General features: G+C 65.7%; 14 protein-coding genes. 4 read left to right on the top strand and 10 right to left on the bottom strand.

Annotation, left to right across the window (positions count from 1 at the left end; genetic code table 11):
- Positions 1-41: 41 nt before the first annotated feature.
- The 4 genes from P2G62_RS14340 to P2G62_RS14325 all read right to left on the bottom strand — a co-directional run bounded on the left by P2G62_RS14340 (position 42) and on the right by P2G62_RS14325 (position 6428).
- Positions 42-617 carry a DUF924 family protein gene (locus P2G62_RS14340; RefSeq protein ID WP_275735594.1) on the bottom strand — a complete coding sequence of 192 codons (576 nt, stop codon included), beginning with the start codon at positions 615-617 and terminating at the stop codon, positions 42-44.
- A gap of 102 nt (positions 618-719) precedes the next feature.
- Positions 720-1982: an MFS transporter gene (locus P2G62_RS14335; RefSeq protein ID WP_275735593.1), complete on the bottom strand. Its 1263-nt coding sequence runs from the start codon at positions 1980-1982 to the stop codon at positions 720-722.
- A 52-nt stretch (positions 1983-2034) separates the two neighbouring features.
- Positions 2035-3099, bottom strand: a complete 1065-nt coding sequence (queA, locus tag P2G62_RS14330) for a tRNA preQ1(34) S-adenosylmethionine ribosyltransferase-isomerase QueA (protein ID WP_275735592.1) — start codon at positions 3097-3099, stop codon at positions 2035-2037.
- Positions 3096-6428 (bottom strand): hypothetical protein, encoded by a 3333-nt coding sequence (locus P2G62_RS14325; RefSeq protein ID WP_275735591.1) that lies wholly within the window; start codon positions 6426-6428, stop codon positions 3096-3098. Before P2G62_RS14325 ends, queA begins: the two co-directional genes overlap by 4 nt.
- Positions 6429-6580: 152 nt before the next feature.
- Here P2G62_RS14325 and P2G62_RS14320 point away from each other — a divergent pair, with 152 nt between their 5' ends.
- From P2G62_RS14320 to P2G62_RS14310, 3 genes are all read left to right on the top strand, one after another.
- Entirely contained in the window at positions 6581-7057 is a 477-nt protein-coding gene (locus P2G62_RS14320; RefSeq protein WP_275735590.1) for a peroxiredoxin, read from the top strand.
- Positions 7058-7299: 242 nt separating this feature from the next.
- Positions 7300-8619, top strand: a complete 1320-nt coding sequence (locus P2G62_RS14315; protein WP_275735589.1) for a M23 family metallopeptidase — start codon at positions 7300-7302, stop codon at positions 8617-8619.
- On the top strand, positions 8609-9100 hold the full coding sequence (locus tag P2G62_RS14310) for a polymer-forming cytoskeletal protein (RefSeq protein WP_275735588.1): 492 nt from the start codon (positions 8609-8611) through the stop codon (positions 9098-9100). The genes P2G62_RS14315 and P2G62_RS14310 overlap by 11 nt, the downstream gene beginning before the upstream one ends.
- 80 nt (positions 9101-9180) lie before the next feature.
- Here the strand turns inward: P2G62_RS14310 and P2G62_RS14305 are convergent, their stop codons facing one another.
- Entirely contained in the window at positions 9181-10002 is an 822-nt protein-coding gene (locus tag P2G62_RS14305) for a DUF2189 domain-containing protein (RefSeq protein WP_275735587.1), read from the bottom strand.
- A 304-nt stretch (positions 10003-10306) separates the two neighbouring features.
- On the opposite strand from P2G62_RS14305, the gene P2G62_RS14300 reads away from it, so the two are divergent.
- Positions 10307-11446, top strand: coding sequence for a Hint domain-containing protein (locus P2G62_RS14300; RefSeq protein WP_275735586.1), 1140 nt, complete (start codon positions 10307-10309; stop codon positions 11444-11446).
- Positions 11447-11458: 12 nt separating this feature from the next.
- Here P2G62_RS14300 and P2G62_RS14295 read toward each other — a convergent pair whose 3' ends face one another.
- The 5 genes from P2G62_RS14295 to P2G62_RS14275 all read right to left on the bottom strand — a co-directional run bounded on the left by P2G62_RS14295 (position 11459) and on the right by P2G62_RS14275 (position 18565).
- Positions 11459-12022 (bottom strand): adenylate kinase, encoded by a 564-nt coding sequence (locus tag P2G62_RS14295; protein ID WP_275735585.1) that lies wholly within the window; start codon positions 12020-12022, stop codon positions 11459-11461.
- A 3-nt stretch (positions 12023-12025) separates the two neighbouring features.
- On the bottom strand, positions 12026-13153 hold the full coding sequence (gene prfB / locus P2G62_RS14290; protein WP_275735584.1) for a peptide chain release factor 2: 1128 nt from the start codon (positions 13151-13153) through the stop codon (positions 12026-12028).
- Positions 13154-13343: 190 nt separating this feature from the next.
- A complete protein-coding gene (locus P2G62_RS14285; protein ID WP_275735583.1) occupies positions 13344-15905 on the bottom strand; it encodes a PBP1A family penicillin-binding protein in 2562 nt (853 codons plus the stop codon).
- Between the two features lie 254 nt (positions 15906-16159).
- The gene (locus P2G62_RS14280) at positions 16160-17371 is read right to left on the bottom strand and encodes an N-acetylmuramoyl-L-alanine amidase (protein ID WP_275735582.1); all 1212 of its coding nucleotides are present in this window, start codon (positions 17369-17371) and stop codon (positions 16160-16162) included.
- 51 nt (positions 17372-17422) lie between these two features.
- Positions 17423-18565, bottom strand: a complete 1143-nt coding sequence (locus P2G62_RS14275) for an aminotransferase class I/II-fold pyridoxal phosphate-dependent enzyme (RefSeq protein WP_275735581.1) — start codon at positions 18563-18565, stop codon at positions 17423-17425.
- Positions 18566-18618 lie beyond the last annotated feature (53 nt).

Raw genomic sequence — 18618 nt, 5'->3', positions numbered from 1 at the left:
AACTAATTTCCAGACGGCATCAATGGCCCTGTTCCCGACCGTCAGGCGACCTTATTCTTCCTCTCGGCGCGCACCGCCCAGTCATAGCCGCCCGCCCAAAGGAATGCCGCCTCTTCGTCGCTGGTGGCACGCCCGATCCAGGGGTTGCGCCAAGGGAAGCGCCCGAAGCGCGCGATCACCGCGCGATGGGCGCGGGCATGGCGCAGGTGCTCGTCCGGCATGCGATCCTCATACAGCTCCACCCCACGCTCCTGATCGAGCAGGCTTTCGGAATGCAGGAAGGGCACATAGAAGAACTGCCGCAGCGGATCGTCGATGGCCATGTCATACCCTTCGGCAATCGCCCGGTCGGCCGTTTCGCGCGCACGGCGGTCGGTGGCAAAGCTTTTGGGGTGTCCGCGGAACATGTTGCGCGGCAGCTGATCGCACAGGATCACCAGCGCCAGCGCACCCCGCGGCGTATCGGCCCAGTCGTCCAGCTCTCCGTCATGCGCAGCCTGCCACAACGCCTCGAACCGCTCTCGGATCGTGCGATCCAGTTCCTCATTCGATTGATACCAGCGTTCCGGCCCGACTTCGTCACGCCAGAACGCGATCACCTCGGTGATCCGTTCCATGACTCTCCGCCTTCCAATATTAGTGCTGTGGCGTCACGGTGACAGGAAAATCGGAAAAATCAACAAAACTCTTTACAATGCACAAACTATGCGCAGAGAAATTCAATCCGCCGATTCGGAAGGCGATTCGTTGCTGTCTTCCTGTGCAGTTTCCAGCGCCACATCTACCGCGAAGGCCGTCGCGGTCGGCGACAGCACCGCAAAGGCACCGGTCGACTCGATGGCCGGGGCCGGGCGACGGGTCATCCGCCAGACCGCGTAGGCCGCGACCCCGGCGTTGAGAACCGCCAGATACAGGAAAAACCCACCAGGGCCGACCAGCCCCATCAGCCAGCCGGTAATGATCGGACCGCTGATCGCCCCCACCCCGTTGATGAACAACAGCCCCGCCGAGGCCGAGGCCATGTCGGAACTGTCCAGAAAATCGTTGGTATAGGCCAGCAGCAGCGAATAAAGCGGATTGGCCACCCCGCCGATGATCGCCGCCCCCAACAACAGCACCACATAGGGAGGGTCGGTCACAAAGACCCCCAGCATCGCCACCGCCCCCAGTGCGCCAAGCGTCGCGATCAGCACGCGCCGGTCCATCCGGTCCGACATCCAGCCGATCGGATATTGCGCGAACAGCCCGCCCACATAGATCGCCGCCACGAAGGCCGAGATCTGTTTCACCGACAGTCCGGCGCCGGTCCCCCAGACCGAGGCCATACCGAACAGTGCCGAAAACACACCGCCCAGCAGGAAAATCCCGACACAGCCCAGCGGCGATGCCTGCCAAAGCTGAGCAAAGCTCATCCGCTTGATCGTCGCGAAGGCGGGCGCGGGGGCCGCCGACAACAGGATCGGCGTGAAGGCCAGCGACACCAGCACCGAGGGAATGACGAACAGGAAATACCCCGCCGGGTCGCCCACGTTCATCAGCAGCTGCGCGCCGATGATGCCGATCATCTGCACGATCATGTAGGCCGACAGCGCTTGGCCGCGGTTTTCGTTGGTCGAGGCCGCATTCAGCCAGCTTTCGGCGGTGATATAGACGCCGGAAAAGGAAAACCCGATCAGAACCCGCATGAAGGCCCAGGCGATCCAGTGCGGCGCGGTGGCATAAAGGATCAGAACCGCCGAGATCAGGCTGCCAAGGGCTGCGAACACGCGGACATGGCCGACGCTGCGGATCAGATTGGGCACGGTGCGCGAGCCGAACAGGAAACCCGCGAAATAGGCCGCCATCACCACCGACATCTGGAAGGTCGAGATTCCCTCGATCTGGCCGCGAATGCCCAGAAGCGTGCCCTGCATCCCGTTGCCGACCATCAGCAGCATGATACCCAGCAGCAGGGCCCAGGAATGACGCAGGACGGACAGCATGGCGCACCTCTTCTATGCGGAACGCCGTATCTAATGCGGCGCGATCGCCCGGTCAGGGCTGTTTGCGACTTTCAGGGATCAGAAGCGACGCATCGCCATAAGAAAAGAAGCGATAGCCTTTGTCCACCGCATGCTTGTAGATCCGCGCCATGCGATCCTTGCCCATCAGCGCCGAAACCAGCATCAGCAGCGTCGATTTTGGCAGATGGAAATTCGTCATCAGCGCGTCGGTCACGCGGAACTGATAGCCCGGATAGATGAAGATCTCGGTGGTGCCGCGGAAAGGCGCAATCTCGCCGCCCTCGGCCGCGCTTTCGATCAGCCGCAGCGCGGTGGTGCCGACCGGAATGATCCGCCCGCCCGCCGCCTGCGTCGCGGCGATCTCGGCCGCGGCCTGGGCGCTGACCTCGCCCCATTCGGCGTGCATCTTGTGCGTCGTCACATCCTCGACCTTGACGGGCAGGAAGGTGCCCGCGCCCACATGCAGCGTGACCTCGGTGAAATCGACCCCCTTTGCGGCCAGCGCTTCCAGCAGCTCGCGGGTGAAATGCAGGCTGGCGGTGGGCGCCGCGACCGCACCGGAATGGCGTGCAAAAACAGTCTGATAATCGGTCTTGTCGGCCTCGTCCGGGGCGCGCAGCGCAGCGATATAGGGCGGCAGCGGCATCGCCCCCGCCGCCGCCAGCGCCGCGTCGAAATCCGGCCCGGTCAGGTTGAAGGCGATGCGCATCTGCCCGGCCTCGATCGCCACCACGCGGGCCGACAGATCCGGCGAGAACACGATCTCCTCGCCTGCGCGCAGCTTGCGCAGCGGTTTGGCAAGCGCCACCCATTCGCCCTGCGGCGCGGGCTCCAGCAAGGTGACCTCGATCTTCGCGGCCACTGGTCCCTGCGCGCTGTCGCGATGGCGCGTGCCAGCCAGGCGCGCCGGGATCACCTTGGTATTGTTCAACACCAAACGATCGCCCGGGCGGAACAGATCGACCAGATCTGCGACATGCAGATCGGTGATCGTGTCGCCTTCAGCCAGCAGCAGGCGCGCAGCGGTGCGTGGCCGCGCCGGGCGCGTTGCAATCAGCCCCTCGGGCAAATGGAAGTCAAAATCGGAAAGTTTCATTCGGTGACCAGTTTCGGCGGGTTGCGGCGGAAAATCTCGCGGAACATGCCCGGCGTAAAGATCGAAAGCGGATTGATCACCACTTTTGGCGAGGCCACCGCGCCCCGCAGCGTGTAGGTGAAGCCGAACAAGCCCTCGCCCCGGCGTGCAAAGATCTGTCCGATGCCGTTTATCAGATAGAAGGGTGAAATCACCCCCTCCATGTCCAGGGTGCCCATGCCCGGCAGGTAATTGCCCGTCATCGTCACCCCCATCGACGCGCCGATCGCCTGTCCCCGGGTCAGGCTGACACCTTCGGGGGTCAGGCGAAACTGGGCCTCGGCCTCGGTGAACAGGATGCCCTCGCCGTTCAGTTGCTCCAGCAATCCGATGATCGACGCCGCCGACAACATCGAGGCCAGCACCGGCGCATCCTTGACCCGCAAGTTCGTGGTGCGCGCGCGGCCCTCGTAGCTTTGGTCCCCCACCGGCGAGAGCGTCAGGTCGAACGCCCCGCCCCGCGCCTTGCTGAAGATGCCCGTAGCGGCCAGCACCGCGCCGGCATCCTCGGCATTGATCCGCACGGCGGTGCGCCCGTTATCGGCCGGGCCGACCGCGCCGCTGATCGGGGCGGTGCCGTTGACCCGTGCCGTGAAGGTGCCGTTGAAACCGCCGCGGGTTCCGAAATTTCCACGCATCCCGGTCAGTGCGATGCCGTCGCTGACGGTCACCCGATCCAGTGCCGCGTGGATCTTGCCGCCACCGGCCCCGCCGCCCCCCGCGCCCTTGCCCAGATCCGCACGGCGCAAATCGAGCCAGCCGCCCGAAACCTCGATATCCGGTGCCCGGTTCGCCCCCCGCCCGACCAGATCGACAGCGCCGGAAAACCAGTCGCCGATCTGGACCGAACCGAGCGATGCGCGTTCGAACCCGCCACCGGCCTGCAGGCTCAGCTTGCCCTCGGCCGCAAGCCCCGGCGCGCGCAACGCAATGCGATCCACCCGCACCGGCGCGCCCAGGGCCCCGGCGACCTGCAGGTTGCCCTTGCTGGCCGCCGCCTTCGACCAGCCGATTTCCGGGATCTTCAACGCCAGCCCCCTGAGGTCGGTTTCAAGGAAATAGCCGGGCGGCGTGCCCTCGTGCAGGTCCAGCACCAGATGGCCCCAGCCCGTGCCCGAGACCGCCCCCTTCGGCAGGGCGATGTTGAAGGTCTCCAACGCGTCGGGCGTGATCTCGACATAGCCGTTGACCGCGGAAATCCCCTTGTGTTCGGGGCCGAAGCGCTGCGACCAGCGCGCATCGAAGGTCACGCCCGACAGATCGCCCTTGCCCGACAGCACCAGCCCCGTGCGATCGGCATTCAGCATCAGCCGGTCGGCCGCCAGCACATGCCCGGGCACGACCTTATCCGAGCGCACATCGGTCAGCCGCGCAACCACGTCAAAATCGACATCCTCGGGCGTCAGTTTCGGCTTGAGGCGCATGTTCAGCACGGTCTGCGCCTCGGCCCAGCCGGTCGCGATATCCGCAGTTTTGCCGGCCTTCTTCAGAAATTCAAAAGGCGGCTGATCCAGCAGCGACAGCGCCGCCCGGATCGGCGAGCGGGTCAGCAGACGCACCACCATGGGTGCGAATTTCACCCGGATGTCGGGCACCACCAGGGTTGTGTCGGCGACCTCGATCTGGCCGCCTTCGGGCGGGATCACATGGCCTTCCTCGACCATCAGCGCATGGCGGTTCTCGTGGATCGTGGCAAAGCCGCGCCCCTCGCGCACGGGCGGCAGCGACCGGATCACCGTCACTTCGGCACCGCGGAATTCATACCCCAGCGCCAGCCGCGGCTCGGTGCCCGGCTCCAGCCGCAGCGCGACGCGCATGTTGTGCAATTCGCCGGTAACGACGTTATCGGCGACCCATTTGCGCGTCGGCGGCACAAGCGCGGGCGGCCAGAGCGCCAGCAGATCGGGCTGGCTGATCCGGTTGATCGCGGCGTCGAAGGCCACATGCCAGCCGGCCGCATCGGCCGAAACCGCGCCACGCCCGGAAATCCGCCGCTCGCCCTCGATCAGTTGCAGCTGCCCCAACTCGATACGGAAGGGTTTGAACTGAATCCGCAGATCCGCCAGCCCCTGCGAGATCTGCGCGGGTTTCTCGAACACGCCCTCGGGGTCCAGTTGCAGATTGCGGATCGCGATCTGGGTCACCGCCGCGCCCGGCAGGCCACGGCGGAAATCGCGCAGCAGGGTCTGGCCGTCAGCCTGAAACCGCAGGGCACGGCTGCTGAAGCTCAGGTCGCTGAAACTGACCTGCTGCGTTGCGCGATCATAGGCCAGACGGACCTTGGCGCCCTCGAAGGGCACCGGCGGCGCGCCTTCCGCCGGGCTGATCGCGCCCGCGCCGACCTCCAGAACCCCGGCCATGGCCTGCAATTCGCCGTTGTCGTCCAGACCCGAGCGCAGCGCCCCTGAGATCGGCGCGTCCAGCAGCCCCAGCATCGCCAGCGCGGGCGATTGCACCGCCAGATCGGCGGCGGGCATATCGGTCACCGCCACGCCGAAACTGGCCGCCGGGCTGTCCTTGCGGGTGATGGCGGTCAGCGCGATCTGCGCGGGCGCGGCATTCTGCGCCCCGACTTCGAGGCTCAGCGTCACCGCGATCTGGTCATCGGTCTGCGACAGGCGAAACCGCCCCGACGACACTTGCCAGACCCGGTCCAGCCGCTCGTCGGTCAGCCGCAACTGCACGCCTTCGGCCACGATTTCCTCCAGCCGGGACAGGACAGGGGTTTCGAAAGCGGCCTCGAAGGCCTCGACCGCAGCGCGCGGGCTGTCGAAGCGAAAGCCCAGATCGCCCCCCGCCCCGCCCAGATCCAGGTCGATGCGCCCATCTTCCAGCCGCCGCAGGGCAAGGCTCGCGCCGCGGATGCGAAAGGCCCGCAACTCGACCTTGCCGCGCAACAGCGGCTGGGCACGCAAGGTGGTGCGCAGTTCCGGCAAGACGGCCAGCGGCAGGCCGGAGGCACGCGCGACCTGCACCACCTTCATCCGGACCCGTGGCACAAACCCCTCGTCGACGATCACGTCGATGCCGCCGATCTGCACCTGCAACCGCCCCGCGAGCGCGGTATTGGCGCGCGCCTCGATCCGCGCGACCAGCCATTCGGGCGCGGGCACCGCACGATGGGTAAGCACAAGAAAGGCAAACACCCCGGCCGCGACAAGCAGCGGCAGGCTCAACAGCAGCCAGATCCCGAAGCGCGCACGGCTCCGCGCCAAGGCCAGAGACCCCGCATCGGCGGGGGTGCCCTCGGGGCTGCCCGGCTCGGGCGGGCGCGTCGGCTCGTCCTTCATCCTACCTCGTGGCCCATGGGCCATTGTTGCATGCCGCAGTCTTTGCCACGGTCGGGCGGTTTACAAATCTCCGCGCCGCACTAGACCTTAGCATTCCTGACCGGAACCGCGCAGGGAATTCAACCGATGATCCATCACAAGCGGAGTATGCCATGATCCAGATCGGCGAAAACGCGCCTGATTTCACCCTACCGCGCACCGACAACGGCAGCGGCGAGGCGGAATTGACCCTGTCAGCGCTGCGCGGGCAGACGGTAGTCTTGTATTTCTACCCGCGCGACGACACGCCCGGCTGCACGACTGAAGCGCTGGATTTCACCCGGCTCGGGGCGGAATTTGCCGCGGCGGGCGCCGTGGTCGTGGGGATATCGAAGGACAGCCCCGCCAAGCACGAGAAGTTCTGCGCCAAGCACGGGCTTGGCGTCGTGCTGGTTTCGGACGAGGGCAGCGACACCTGCGAGCGCTATGGCACCTGGGTCGAAAAATCGATGTATGGCAAGACCTCGATGGGCATCGCCCGCAGCACGGTGCTGATCGACGCGGCCGGTGTGGTCCGCCAGGTCTGGCCGAAGGTCAAGGTCGCCGGCCATGCCGCAGAGGTTCTGGAGGCGGTGCGCGGGCTGGCCTGAGCGGGCCTGCCACAACCCCGGGGCGAAACCGTCCCGCACGGCCGCGCCAGCACCTTGAAAATCGGCAGATTCCTGCCCAGCCGCGGCGCGGCACGGGCCGAAAGGTCGCAACCGGGCCAAAACCGGTTGCGCGCCGCCGTCCCGGCTTGCTAAGCCCGGTGCAGTTCCGGCTGGCTCTTGGGCCTGCGGGGGCAAGGATGCAGGAGGCATCCGATCCCTCAGACGACCACAGGATAAACGGTTTGCCAAAACGCATCCTCGACCGCGTGAATTCGAGCCTTGAACATGTGCTGCCCGAGCAGCGCCTGTTTCTGAAATCCGACAGCGCCACCCGTTTCGTGCGGATGCGCCCGCTGACCCAGGCCGCAGCGCTCGGCACGGTGGCACTGCTGTTCGGCTGGTCGGTGATCGCGACGTCCCTGCTGTTCATCGACGGCATCTCTTCGGGGTCAGACACCGATCAGGCGGCGATTTCGCAGGCCGCCTTCGAACGCCGCCTGGACAGCCTGGCCCGCGAACGCGACAGCCGCGCGGCCGAGGCGCTGGCCGCGCAGAACCGCTTCCAAACCGCGCTGACGCAGGTGTCACAGATGCAATCGGCGCTGCTGTCCTCGGAAGAGCGCCGCCGCGAGCTGGAGACCGGGATCAACGTGATCCAGTCGACGCTGCGCCGCACGATGACCGAACGCGACGACGCGCGCGATGCGCTGCAAGTCGCGCTGAGCAAGGCCGCACCGAAAAGCGGCGCCTCGCCGGTCGCCCGCGCGCAGGACATGGAACAGACGGTCGACATACTGGCCTCGGTGCTGGGCGAAACCGCCGCCCAACGCGATGCCGCCGCCCGCGATGCCGAAGCCGCCCGCGCCGAAGCCGAAGAGATCGCGCTGGAAAAACGCCTGCTCGAAGAACGCAACGACGAGATCTTCACCACGCTCGAAGGTGCGGTGCAGGTGTCGATGAAGCCGCTCGATCAGATGTTCAAGGCGGCAGGCATGAACCCCGACACGATCATGAACCAGATCCGCCGCGGCTATTCGGGCACCGGCGGGCCGCTGTCGGCCATTTCGCTGTCCTCGAAAGGGGCGATTGATCTGGGCGGCGATGCGGCGCGTGCCGACGGCATTCTGCAAAAGCTCGACGAAATGAACATGTATCGCATCGCGGTGGACAAGCTGCCCTTCGCGATCCCGCTGAACGGCGGCTACCGCTTCACCTCGCCCTACGGCTATCGCTGGGGGCGGCTGCATGCCGGAATCGACCTGGCCGGCCCCGTCGGCATGAAGGTGCGCGCGCCCGCCGATGGCGTGGTCACCGCGGCCGAATGGGAAAACGGTTATGGCAACGTAATCAAGATCCGCCACGACTTCGGCGTGTCCACGGTTTACGGCCATCTGTCCAAAATCCGCGTGAGCGTCGGGCAAAAAGTGTCGCGCGGCGATCTGATCGGTGATACAGGCAATACCGGACGGTCCACAGGACCGCATCTGCACTATGAAATCCGGGTGGGCGGTTCACCCATCAACCCGATGACATTCATCAAGGCTGCCAAAGATGTTTTCTAAGAGCAAAATCCACGAGCCGGGCCCCAAAGCGGCCCCGGAAACCGACAAATCCAAGGCGCCGGACACCACGGCCCCTGCGCGACCGCTGGGCGATTTTGTTCCCACTGCGCCGCGTGCCAAACCGGCCGCTTCTGTGCTGTCCTCCGACCTGACCGTCGTCGGCAACATCAAGACCACCGGCGACATCCAGGTCGAAGGCGTGGTCGAAGGTGACATCCGCGCCCATCTGCTGACCGTCGGCGAAAGCGCCACGATCAAGGGCGAGATCGTCGCGGATGATGTGGTCGTCAACGGCCGTGTCGTGGGCCGTGTGCGCGGCCTGAAGGTGCGCCTGACCTCGACCGCACGCGTCGAAGGCGACATCATTCACAAGACCATCGCCATCGAATCGGGCGCCCATTTCGAGGGCTCGGTCCAGCGTCAGGACGACCCGCTGTCGAACGGTCAGGGCACGCCGAAACTGGCCCCGCCGACCGAGTAAGCCCGGGCGCATTTGCACAATCGAAAAGGGCAGCCTTGCGGCTGCCCTTTTGCATGGCGCGGCACAAAAGGCCGCTGCCCTCAGCCGGTGATCCGGCGATACATGTGCCAGCTGGCGTGTCCCAACACCGGCAACGCGATGAACAGGCCCAGAAACACCGGCAGCATGCCGACGAACAGGCAGCCCGCAATCACCGCCCCCCAGCTGAGCATCGCCACCGGATTGCCCGTCACCGCCCGCACCGAGGTGATGATCGCGGTGATGAAATCCACCTCGCGTTCCATCAGCAGCGGCAGGCCGACCACGGTGAAGGAAAACAGCACCAGCGCAAAGATCGCGCCGATCGTGCCCCCCACCAGCAACATCATCGGACCATTGCCCGAAAAAACCACCCCGAACGGATCGCTGGTGACATTGGTCAGCGCGGACATCCCCATGAACATCGCGAATGTCGTGTGCGCGACAAAGACCCAGAACATGAACATCAGCAGGATCACCATTGCCATCGAGGGCAACTGGCGGTCCTTTTGCGCGAAGACCACGCCCAGCACCTCGGGCCACAGAAGCGGCTCGCCCGCCTCGATCCGGCGGCTGACCTCGTAAAGGCCGATCGCGGCGAAAGGTGCCAGCAACGGGAAGCCGAGGATGAAGGGCATCAGCCACCATTCCTTGCCATTGGCGGCGAAGACCAGATACAGCACGATCCCCCCCGCCACATAGACCGCCGAGAAGAACAGCCCGAAGGCGGGGGCGCGCAGGAAATCCCGCCAGCCCGCGCGCAGCACCTCGGCAATCGCGGTGGTGGGCACCTCGTGGATCTCGGGCAAGGGCGAAGGGCCACCATCACTGGGGCGGGCGTGGGGGCGGGCGTCATCGCCGCCGATCCGGTCTGTGTGCGTCATTTTGTCCTCCCTGATGCAAAAAGGCTAAGCGCGCGCCCCGCGATGCGGCAAATGAAAATTGTCACGCTGCAGCGCAATCAGGGGCCGCAAATCCAAGGTGATTCGAATTTTCTTGATTTTTCCGCAGCCTAGGGCACAATTGGTTAATCAAGAGTAACCACGAGCCGCTCAGCGGCCGCCCGAGCAGTCAAGACGCACCGTCACCACAAACCCCGCCCGCGCGGGACCATGAGGACATTTCCAGTCGTGCGCCGCGTTGCATGCGCCACGGCGGACGATCCTTGCCAATCGCGGGCCCGAAATCATGGCCGACAACACCTATACCGATCCGATCTATCTGTCCGGCGATATGGTGGCCGCGCTTTCGGGGCAGCCGACGAACAGCGGCAACCCGGGCGACGCGAATTTCGGCATCGTGCTGCCGAATGTCAAAGCGCTCAGCGGGTCTGACACGCTGTACCGGCTGCAATGGACCGGCAACAAGAACTCCACCGCGACCGAATTCAGCAATGGCCAGTTCTGGCAGCTCGATGTCTATGACCCCAGCAAGGACAACGATGGCGATCCGACGACGGGCGGCGCGGGTTGGACCACGGTCAATGGCTACAACAAGCTGACACCCAAGAACGATCTGGTGGCTGGCCTTGGGGCGGGCGACGATTATATCGTCTTCGAGGGCAACAAGGGCTATCTGCTGCTGGATCTGAACGGCGGGCTGCCGACGCAGGCAACGACGCTGGTCTATTACGCCACCGACGAAAACGGCGATCCGAATGCGGGCGACAACGACGGCCAGCTGGATTTTACCGATACCTACAGCGCGATCTGCTTTTGTGCAGGCACGATGATCGACACCGATCAGGGCCCCCGCCCGATCGAGTCACTGGCGGCGGGCGATATGGTGCGCACCCTCGATCACGGGTTTCAGCCGCTGCGCTGGATCGGGCAGCGCGATCTGAACGCACTGGCCTTGCAGGTGGCACCCAATCTACGGCCGATCCGCATTTCCGCCGATGCGCTCGGGCGCGGTCTGCCGCAGCACGATCTGCTGGTCTCGCCCCAGCACCGCATCCTGATGCGATCAAGTATCGCCGAACGGGTGAGCGGCGCGCGCGAGGTGCTGATCGCGGCCAAACATCTGGTCGGCTTGCCCGGGATTTCCGAAATGACCATCCCTGCCCCGGTCAGTTACCTGCACCTGCTGTTCGATCGTCACGAGGTGGTCTTCGCCAATGGCGCCGAGGCGGAATCGCTCTATACCGGGACGCAGGCGCTGCGGGCCCTGACGCGCGAGGCCCGGGCCGAGATCTTCACCCTGTTCCCCGAATTGCGCGACAACGCCACCCCGCCGCAGGCGGCCCGCCCGCTGACCACCGGGCGCATCGGGCGCAAGCTGAGCGCGCGCCACGCCAAGAACCAGAAACCCATCGTGATGGCGGGATAGGCCCGTGCGGGCTCAGACCAGGCCCAGCTCTTGCATCCGCCACCAGGTAGCGGCCAGCAGATCCTCGACCGGCTTGGCACCCGAAAGTTCAAGCACCGGTTCGGGCCGACCGGCCAGCCAGTCGCGATGGCGCTGCAGCGAACGGCCGCCGAAATAGGGCTCGTCATACCCGGCGGCCCATTTCAGGAATTCCGCGTGATTGTGATACATGTCGCCGCCCGGCTTGACCCGGTCGCCGAATTTCGCGGCCTCGCGCTTGCGTATCCGCATCAGCCGCACCGGCGTCGGCGTCTGCAGAAACAGGATCAGCCCGGCGCCCTCGATTGCCACCTCGCCCCAGCCGTCGGCCGAACCGGACAGCACCCAGCCGCCCTGCGGCCCCTGTGCAAGCTGCGCGGCGGCGATCAGTGCCAGACGTTCCTCGACCGGGCGCTTGCTGGTGAAGGGCGGATCGGTCGGCGCCCAATAGAAATCATCGGTATCCAGATGCGGCACGCCCGCACGCAGGGCCAATGCCCGTCCGAGGGACGAGGTTCCCGATCCTGCGGCGCCGGTGATATAAACCCGCGCCGCCATCGCTCAGTCCTCTGCCTGGGCGTCGGCCCGGGATTTCCCCTCGACACCCATCGCCAAAGTCGCCGCCATCAGCCCGTCCAGATCACCGTCCAGAACACCCTGCGTGTCCGAAGTTTCGTATCCGGTGCGCAGATCCTTCACCATCTGATAGGGCTGCAGCACATAAGAACGGATCTGGTTGCCCCAGCCCGCGTCGCCCTTGCTTTCATGCGCCGCGTTGATCGCCGCATTCCGCTTGTCCAGTTCCAGCTGATACAGCCGCGAGCGCAGCGCGTTCATCGCGATCTCGCGGTTCTGGTGCTGCGATTTCATCGAACTGGTCACCACGATATTCGTGGGCAAGTGGGTGATCCGCACGGCCGAGTCGGTGGTGTTGACGTGCTGACCGCCCGCACCCGAAGACCGATAGGTGTCGATGCGGATGTCGCGGTCGGGAATGTCGATCTCGATATTGTCGTCGACCACTGGATAGACCCAGACCGAACAGAACGACGTGTGCCGCCGCGCCGCCGAATCGTAAGGCGAAATCCGCACCAGCCGGTGCACGCCCGATTCCGATTTCAGCCAGCCATAGGCATTCGGGCCGGAAATCTTGTAGGCGGCGGATTTGATCCCCGCCTCGTCGCCCGCCGATTCCGACTGCAATTCGACCTTGTAGCCCTTCTTCTCGGCCCAGCGGACATACATGCGCGCCAGAATGCTGGCCCAGTCGCAGCTTTCGGTGCCGCCTGCGCCCGCGTTGATTTCCAGGAAGGTGTCATTGCCGTCGGCCTCGCCATCCAGCAGGGCCTCCAGTTCCTTGGCATCGGCCAGGACTTTCAGCTCGCGCAGCGATTTCTCGGCCTCGGCAACGATCTCGGGATCGTCTTCCATCTCGCCCAGTTCGATCAGCTCGACGTTGTCGGTCAACTCACGGTCGATCTTCTGATAGGTCTCGACCTTGTCCATCAGCATCTGCCGTTCGCGCATCAGCTTTTGCGCGCGCGCGGGATCCGACCACAGATCGCCGTCCTCGATCATCGCGTTGAATTCCTCCAGGCGATGCGGGGCGGTTTCCCAATCCATCCGCTGCGCCAACAGCTTCAGCGATTTGCGGATCGATTCCACAATGTTCTGCATCTCGGCGCGCATGGGTCTTGGGTCCTTCCAGTCATTCGGGGCGGTTCTACAACCCCGTGTCGGTTGGGGCAAGGGGTGGGCGGGCTTGGCGGGAGACTCGCCGCCGGCGCCAGATCCGCCAAAGACCGCGACACCTTCCTTACCCGCAGAGGGGGCCGATAGCAGGTCTGCGTGCATCGGCCCCGAGACGGTTAACCGTCCCTCAATAGAGCCCGCCCGACGTCAGCGTGCCGAAATCGGCCTTTTTCGGGATGACCTTGGTCTGCCCGGTCGAGGTGGTGACCGCCGTGCCGCCCTCGTCGGTTTCGCCCTGCGCGAACAGCGGCAGGTTGGCCCCCATCGCAAAGCCGCCGTCGACGATCAGCCCCAGACCCAGCATACCCTCCTGGCCCTCGCGCAGATACTCGGCCTGCACGAAATCGCCGGTGGCGTCGTCGGGCAGACGTTCGCCGGTAAAGCGGTTGAACTTGGCCCAATAGCCCCCCGGCGGAACCTTGAACCGGGTGCCGCCATAGACCTTGACCGCCTCGCGCATGAATTCGTTGAACACCGGAACGCAAAGCGTGCCGCCATAGGCGCCCCGCCCAAGCCCGCGCGGCTGGTCATAACCCATGTAGCAACTGGCCACGATATTCGAGGTGAAGCCGGTGAACCACACATCCTTGGCATCGTTCGTGGTCCCGGTCTTGCCCGCCACGGGCACCGGCAGATTGACCCCCGAACCCGATCCACGCGCGACCACACCTTCCATCATCGAGATCATCTGATAGGCGGTAACCGGGTCGATCACCCGTTCGCGCGACGAGGTGACACGCGGCCCCTGCCCCGCGGTCAGGATTTCCTTCTGGCAGTCCTCGCAGATCCGCTGATCGTGGCGATAGATGGTGCGGCCCCAGCGGTCCTGCACCCGGTCGACCAGCGTCGGCTCGACCCGCTCGCCGCCATTGGCGAACATCGCATAGGCCGAGATCAGCTGATACATCGTGGTTTCCTGCGCCCCGAGCGCATTGGCCAGAAACGGTTGCATCGGGTTGTAGACGCCGAATTTCTCGGCGTATTGCGCCACCGTCTCCATCCCGATTTCCTGCGCGATCCGCACGGTCATCAGGTTTCGCGACTGCTCCAGCCCGGTGCGCATCGGCGTGGGGCCATAGAACTTGTTCGATGCGTTCTTGGGCCGCCACAGACCCTGCGGCGTGTTCACCTCGATCGGGGCGTCGACGACGATGGTTTCAGGCGTGAAGCCGCTATCAAGCGCCGCGGCATAGACAAAGGGCTTGAAGTTGGACCCGGGCTGACGCATCGCCTGCGTCGCGCGGTTGAACACCGAGGACTGGTAGCTGAACCCGCCCTGCATCGCGATGACGCGGCCGGTGTTCACGTCCATCGCCATGAAGCCGCCCTCGACCAGCGGCACCTGCCGCAGCGTCCAGCGGATGAAACTGCCATCGGCATCCTTGGTCATCGCGCGCACCAGCACGACGTCGCCCACCTCCAGCAGATCCGAGGCCCGCTTGGCCCGCGCGGCCAGCTTGCCGCCCTCCAGCCGCTTGCGCGCCCAGGTCACATCCTCGGCCGGAATCCAGTGCCCGTCGGCGTCTTCCTCGATGCCTTCGATGCCGATGCGCGCATCCTGCTCGCCCAGTTCCAGAACCACGGCCGCATGCCAGCCCGCAACGTCGCGCGGGGCCTTGTCGGTCGGAACAGCGGCCAGCGCCGCGCGCCAGTCGGCCTCGGAACCGAGCTTGTCGGCCTCGATCTTCACACCGGTGCCCCGCCAGATGCCCAGACCGCGGTCGTATTTTTCCAGCGCGTTCTGCAGCGCGCGCGCCGCCACCGCCTGCATGTCGGGATTGACCGTCGCCCGGATGGTCAGGCCGCCGCCGAAGAATTCATCCTGCCCGAAGGTCTTGGACAGCTGGCGGCGAATTTCATCGGTGAAATAGTCGCGCGGCGGCAACTGGTCACGGAAGGGCGGAAAATCACCGTTCTGCACCGATTTCACCGGCATCAGCCGCTCGGACTGATAGGTTTCCTCGCTGATGTAACCGTTCTGCGCCATCTCGCGCAGCACATAGTTACGCCGCCCCTGCAGCTTTTCCATGTTGCGCACCGGATGGAAACTCGACGGCGCCGCCGGCATCGCGGCCAGCATCGCCGCCTCATGCGGGGCAAGCTCGCTCAGCGTCTTGTTGAAATAGGTCTGCGCCGCCGCAGCCACACCGTAAGAGTTCTGCCCGAGGAAAATCTCGTTCATGTAGAGTTCGAGAATCCGATCCTTCGACAGCGCCTCCTCGACGCGGCTGGCCAGGATCAACTCCTTGATCTTGCGCTCCATCGAACGGTCGGAAGACAGCAGGAAGTTCTTCATCACCTGCTGGGTGATCGTCGAGGCGCCGCGCACATCCTTGCCGCCCGATTTCACCGCCTGCACCAGCGCCGCCAGCATGCCGCGCGCGTCATAGCCCTTGTGGATGTAGAAATTCTTGTCCTCGGCCGAGATGAAGGCGTTCTTCACCAGATCGGGAATGTCCTGAATCGGCACGAAGATACGGCGCTCTTCGGCGAACTCGTCGATCAGGCGGCCCTCGCCCGAATAGATCCGCGAGATCGTCTTGGGGGTGTATTGCGCCAACTGTTCGTGGCTGGGCAGGTTGCGGGAATACATCCAGAAAATCGCACCGACAGTCAGCGCGCCGAAAAACAGCGCGGTCACGATCCACGAAAACAGACCGCCGAGCGAAGACAGGATAAAACGGATCAAAAGCCACCCCCATGGGGCCAACCGCCCCCGATGGCGCCCATATAACGCGGCAGCGGGGGCGGGTCAAAACAACTTGGTGTCAGCCGGGCGGGAAGCCGCGCGGCCGCGGCGGCGCAGGGGGCGCTGCCCCCTCTGGCCTGCGGCCATTCACCCCCGGGATATTTCGACCAGAAAGAAAGCGCTCTTTCACTTTGGCATAAATATCCCGGGGGAGTCCGGCACGGACGGGGGCAGCGCCTCCCCTGCCCGCCCGCCTACTGGCGCAACAGCCGGGCTTCGGCCGCATCAGCCTGTGCCCACCGCTGGATGCCCGCGACCAGCGCCGCCGCCATCCGCCCGCGCCACTCGGCGCTCAGCAGGCGCGCGCGATCGGCCTCCGAAGACATGAACCCCAGCTCCAGCAGGATCGAGGGGATGTCGGGCGATTTCAGCACGGAAAAATCCGCGCCCTGCACCGGATGGCGGTGCATTTTCAGCCCCTCGGATTTGATCGCGCCCGCCAGCACCTGTGCCAGCCGCAGGCTGCGCGGCTGGGTCTCGGCGCGCGCCAGATCCATCAGCACCCCCGCCACCGCATCGTCATGCCCTTCAAGATCGACCCCGGCCAGCAGATCCGCGCGATCATGCCGTTCGGCCAGCTTCTGCGAGGCTTCGTCCTGTGCCGCGGCGTCAAGCAGATAGACCGTGGCGCCCGTCGCCTCGCCCTCGGCCAGTGCATCGGCGTGCAGCGACAGGAACAGATCGGCGCCCGCGGCGCGCGCCACCGTGATCCGGGTTTCGAGCGGCACGAAGACATCCTCTTCCCGGGTCAGCAGCACCTCCATCCCCGCCCGCGTCATCGCCTCTTTCAGATCGCGTGCGAAGGTCAGCACCAGCACCGCTTCGGAATGGCCATCGGCCTCGGCGCCGGGGTCGATGCCGCCATGGCCCGGGTCCAGAATGACGCGCAGCGGCGTGGCGCCATCCTGGCGGCGGTGCGGCGGGTCGGTCACCGCAGGCTGCGGCAGATCCCAAAGCGCCGATTCCGGCGCGCCGCTGCGGGCGGGGAACTGGCTGGCCGGGACCGGATCGAGCCGCACCCGGATCTGCGCATCCCCTGCGGTGTCCTCGACCGCCTCGCTCAGCGCCATCGGCCCGGGCAGTTCGGCGACCAGCCGGGTCCAGCCCGGCCGAAACCGGCCCCAACGCAGATCGCCCAGCAGATCGGCCCCGCGCAAATCCGCCGGGGCGATCGCGCCGAAATCCAGTTCACGGAAATCCATAACCAGCCGCGGTGGCGCATCCAGCAGATAGGCGCGATAGGGCACCGGCTGGCTCAGTCCCAGTTCCAGAACCAACCCGTCCTGCCTGGCCTGAACCACCGAGCGGGACGGATCGAGCCGCGCCAGCGCGGACATTTCAGGCGCCTGCGCAAACCCCGCCAGCGCCCAAAGCGCCAGCACCATCGTAAGGAAGAACCGTGTCATGCCTGCTCCGTTTTCGCGCAGTATAGCGCGCGACCGGCGGGCGCGAAACCGTCAACCCCGTGCTGCCATGAAGGCCTGCAACCGCGCCAGCCCCTCGGCAATATCCGCCGTTTGGCGGGCGTAGGAGAAGCGCAAGGTCTGCCCGCCCCGCACCGGGTCGAAATCGAGCCCCGGCGTCACCGCCACCCCGGCCTGTTCCAGGATCTCGGCGGCCAGCGCGCGGCTGTCGGTCGTCAGGTCGGACACATCGGCGTAGATATAGAAGGCCCCGTCGGGCGGCGCGATTTTGGTGAACCCGGCTTTCGGCAGCCCCTCCAGCATCAGCTGGCGATTTTGCGCATAGACCGCGCGGTTCGCCTCCAGCTCGTCGATACACTCAAGCGCGGCCAGCGCCGCGATCTGGCTGGCGTGCGGCGGGCAGATGAACATGTTTTGCGCCAGCCGCTCGACCGTGCGGATATGGGTTTGCGGCACCACCATCCAGCCGACGCGCCAGCCCGTCATCGAGAAATATTTCGAGAAGGAGTTGATCACGAAGGCCTCGTCCGACACTTCCAGCGCGGTGACCGCGCGGGCCTCGTAATGCAGCCCGTGATAGATCTCGTCCGAGATGAAGGCGATGTCGCGGGCCGCAGCCTCGCCCATCAGCGCCGCCAGTTCCGGCTTGCCCAGCATCGTGCCCGAGGGGTTGCCCGGCGAGGCCACGATCAGCCCCTGCACATCGGCGGGAATTTCCCCGGGCACCGGCTGATAGCGGTTCTCGGCGCGCGTGGGAATGCCCACCGGCTCGACCGACATCGCACGCAGGATCTGGCGATAGCTGGGATAGCCGGGCTCGCCCAGGGCCACCCGGTCGCCCGCATCGAACAGGGCCGAAAACGCCAGCGCGAACGCCCCCGACGACCCCGGCGTGACCACCACGCGCGCCGGGTCCAGATCGACACCATACCAGCGCGCGTAAAGATCCGCGATGCCCCGGCGCAGCGCGGGCAGCCCGAGCGCCACGGTATAGCCCAAGGGCTCGCCCTCCAGCGCGGCGGCCAGTGCGGCGCGGGCGCGCGCCGGCGCCGGCGTCGAGGGCTGGCCCACCTCCATATGGATGACCGGCCGACCGGCGGCTTCCATCGCGCGCGCGGCCTCCATCACATCCATCACAATGAAGGGATCGACCTGACCGCGGGTTGAGAAACGCATGTTCTGCCTCCATCCTGTGCCTGACCTGCGCGATAGGCCGCTGCGGCGGCGGG

The sequence above is a fragment of the Paenirhodobacter sp. CAU 1674 genome (assembly GCF_029222945.1).
In the GTDB taxonomy this organism is placed as follows: Bacteria; Pseudomonadota; Alphaproteobacteria; order Rhodobacterales; family Rhodobacteraceae; genus Rhodobacter.
The sequence above is the reverse complement of the archived record's forward strand: the minus strand, read 5'-3'. Positions and strand labels throughout refer to the sequence as shown.

Bases quoted from the DNA above. Each gene is read 5' to 3' on its own strand.
- P2G62_RS14340 (WP_275735594.1), bottom strand. From the start codon at position 617: ATGGAACGGATCACCGAGGTGATCGCGTTCTGGCGTGACGAAGTCGGG.
- P2G62_RS14335 (WP_275735593.1), bottom strand. From the start codon at position 1,982: ATGCTGTCCGTCCTGCGTCATTCCTGGGCCCTGCTGCTGGGTATCATG.
- queA (WP_275735592.1), bottom strand. From the start codon at position 3,099: ATGAAACTTTCCGATTTTGACTTCCATTTGCCCGAGGGGCTGATTGCA.
- P2G62_RS14325 (WP_275735591.1), bottom strand. From the start codon at position 6,428: ATGAAGGACGAGCCGACGCGCCCGCCCGAGCCGGGCAGCCCCGAGGGC.
- P2G62_RS14320 (WP_275735590.1), top strand. From the start codon at position 6,581: ATGATCCAGATCGGCGAAAACGCGCCTGATTTCACCCTACCGCGCACC.
- P2G62_RS14310 (WP_275735588.1), top strand. From the start codon at position 8,609: ATGTTTTCTAAGAGCAAAATCCACGAGCCGGGCCCCAAAGCGGCCCCG.
- P2G62_RS14305 (WP_275735587.1), bottom strand. From the start codon at position 10,002: ATGACGCACACAGACCGGATCGGCGGCGATGACGCCCGCCCCCACGCC.
- P2G62_RS14300 (WP_275735586.1), top strand. From the start codon at position 10,307: ATGGCCGACAACACCTATACCGATCCGATCTATCTGTCCGGCGATATG.
- P2G62_RS14295 (WP_275735585.1), bottom strand. From the start codon at position 12,022: ATGGCGGCGCGGGTTTATATCACCGGCGCCGCAGGATCGGGAACCTCG.
- prfB (WP_275735584.1), bottom strand. From the start codon at position 13,153: ATGCGCGCCGAGATGCAGAACATTGTGGAATCGATCCGCAAATCGCTG.
- P2G62_RS14280 (WP_275735582.1), bottom strand. From the start codon at position 17,371: ATGACACGGTTCTTCCTTACGATGGTGCTGGCGCTTTGGGCGCTGGCG.
- P2G62_RS14275 (WP_275735581.1), bottom strand. From the start codon at position 18,565: ATGCGTTTCTCAACCCGCGGTCAGGTCGATCCCTTCATTGTGATGGAT.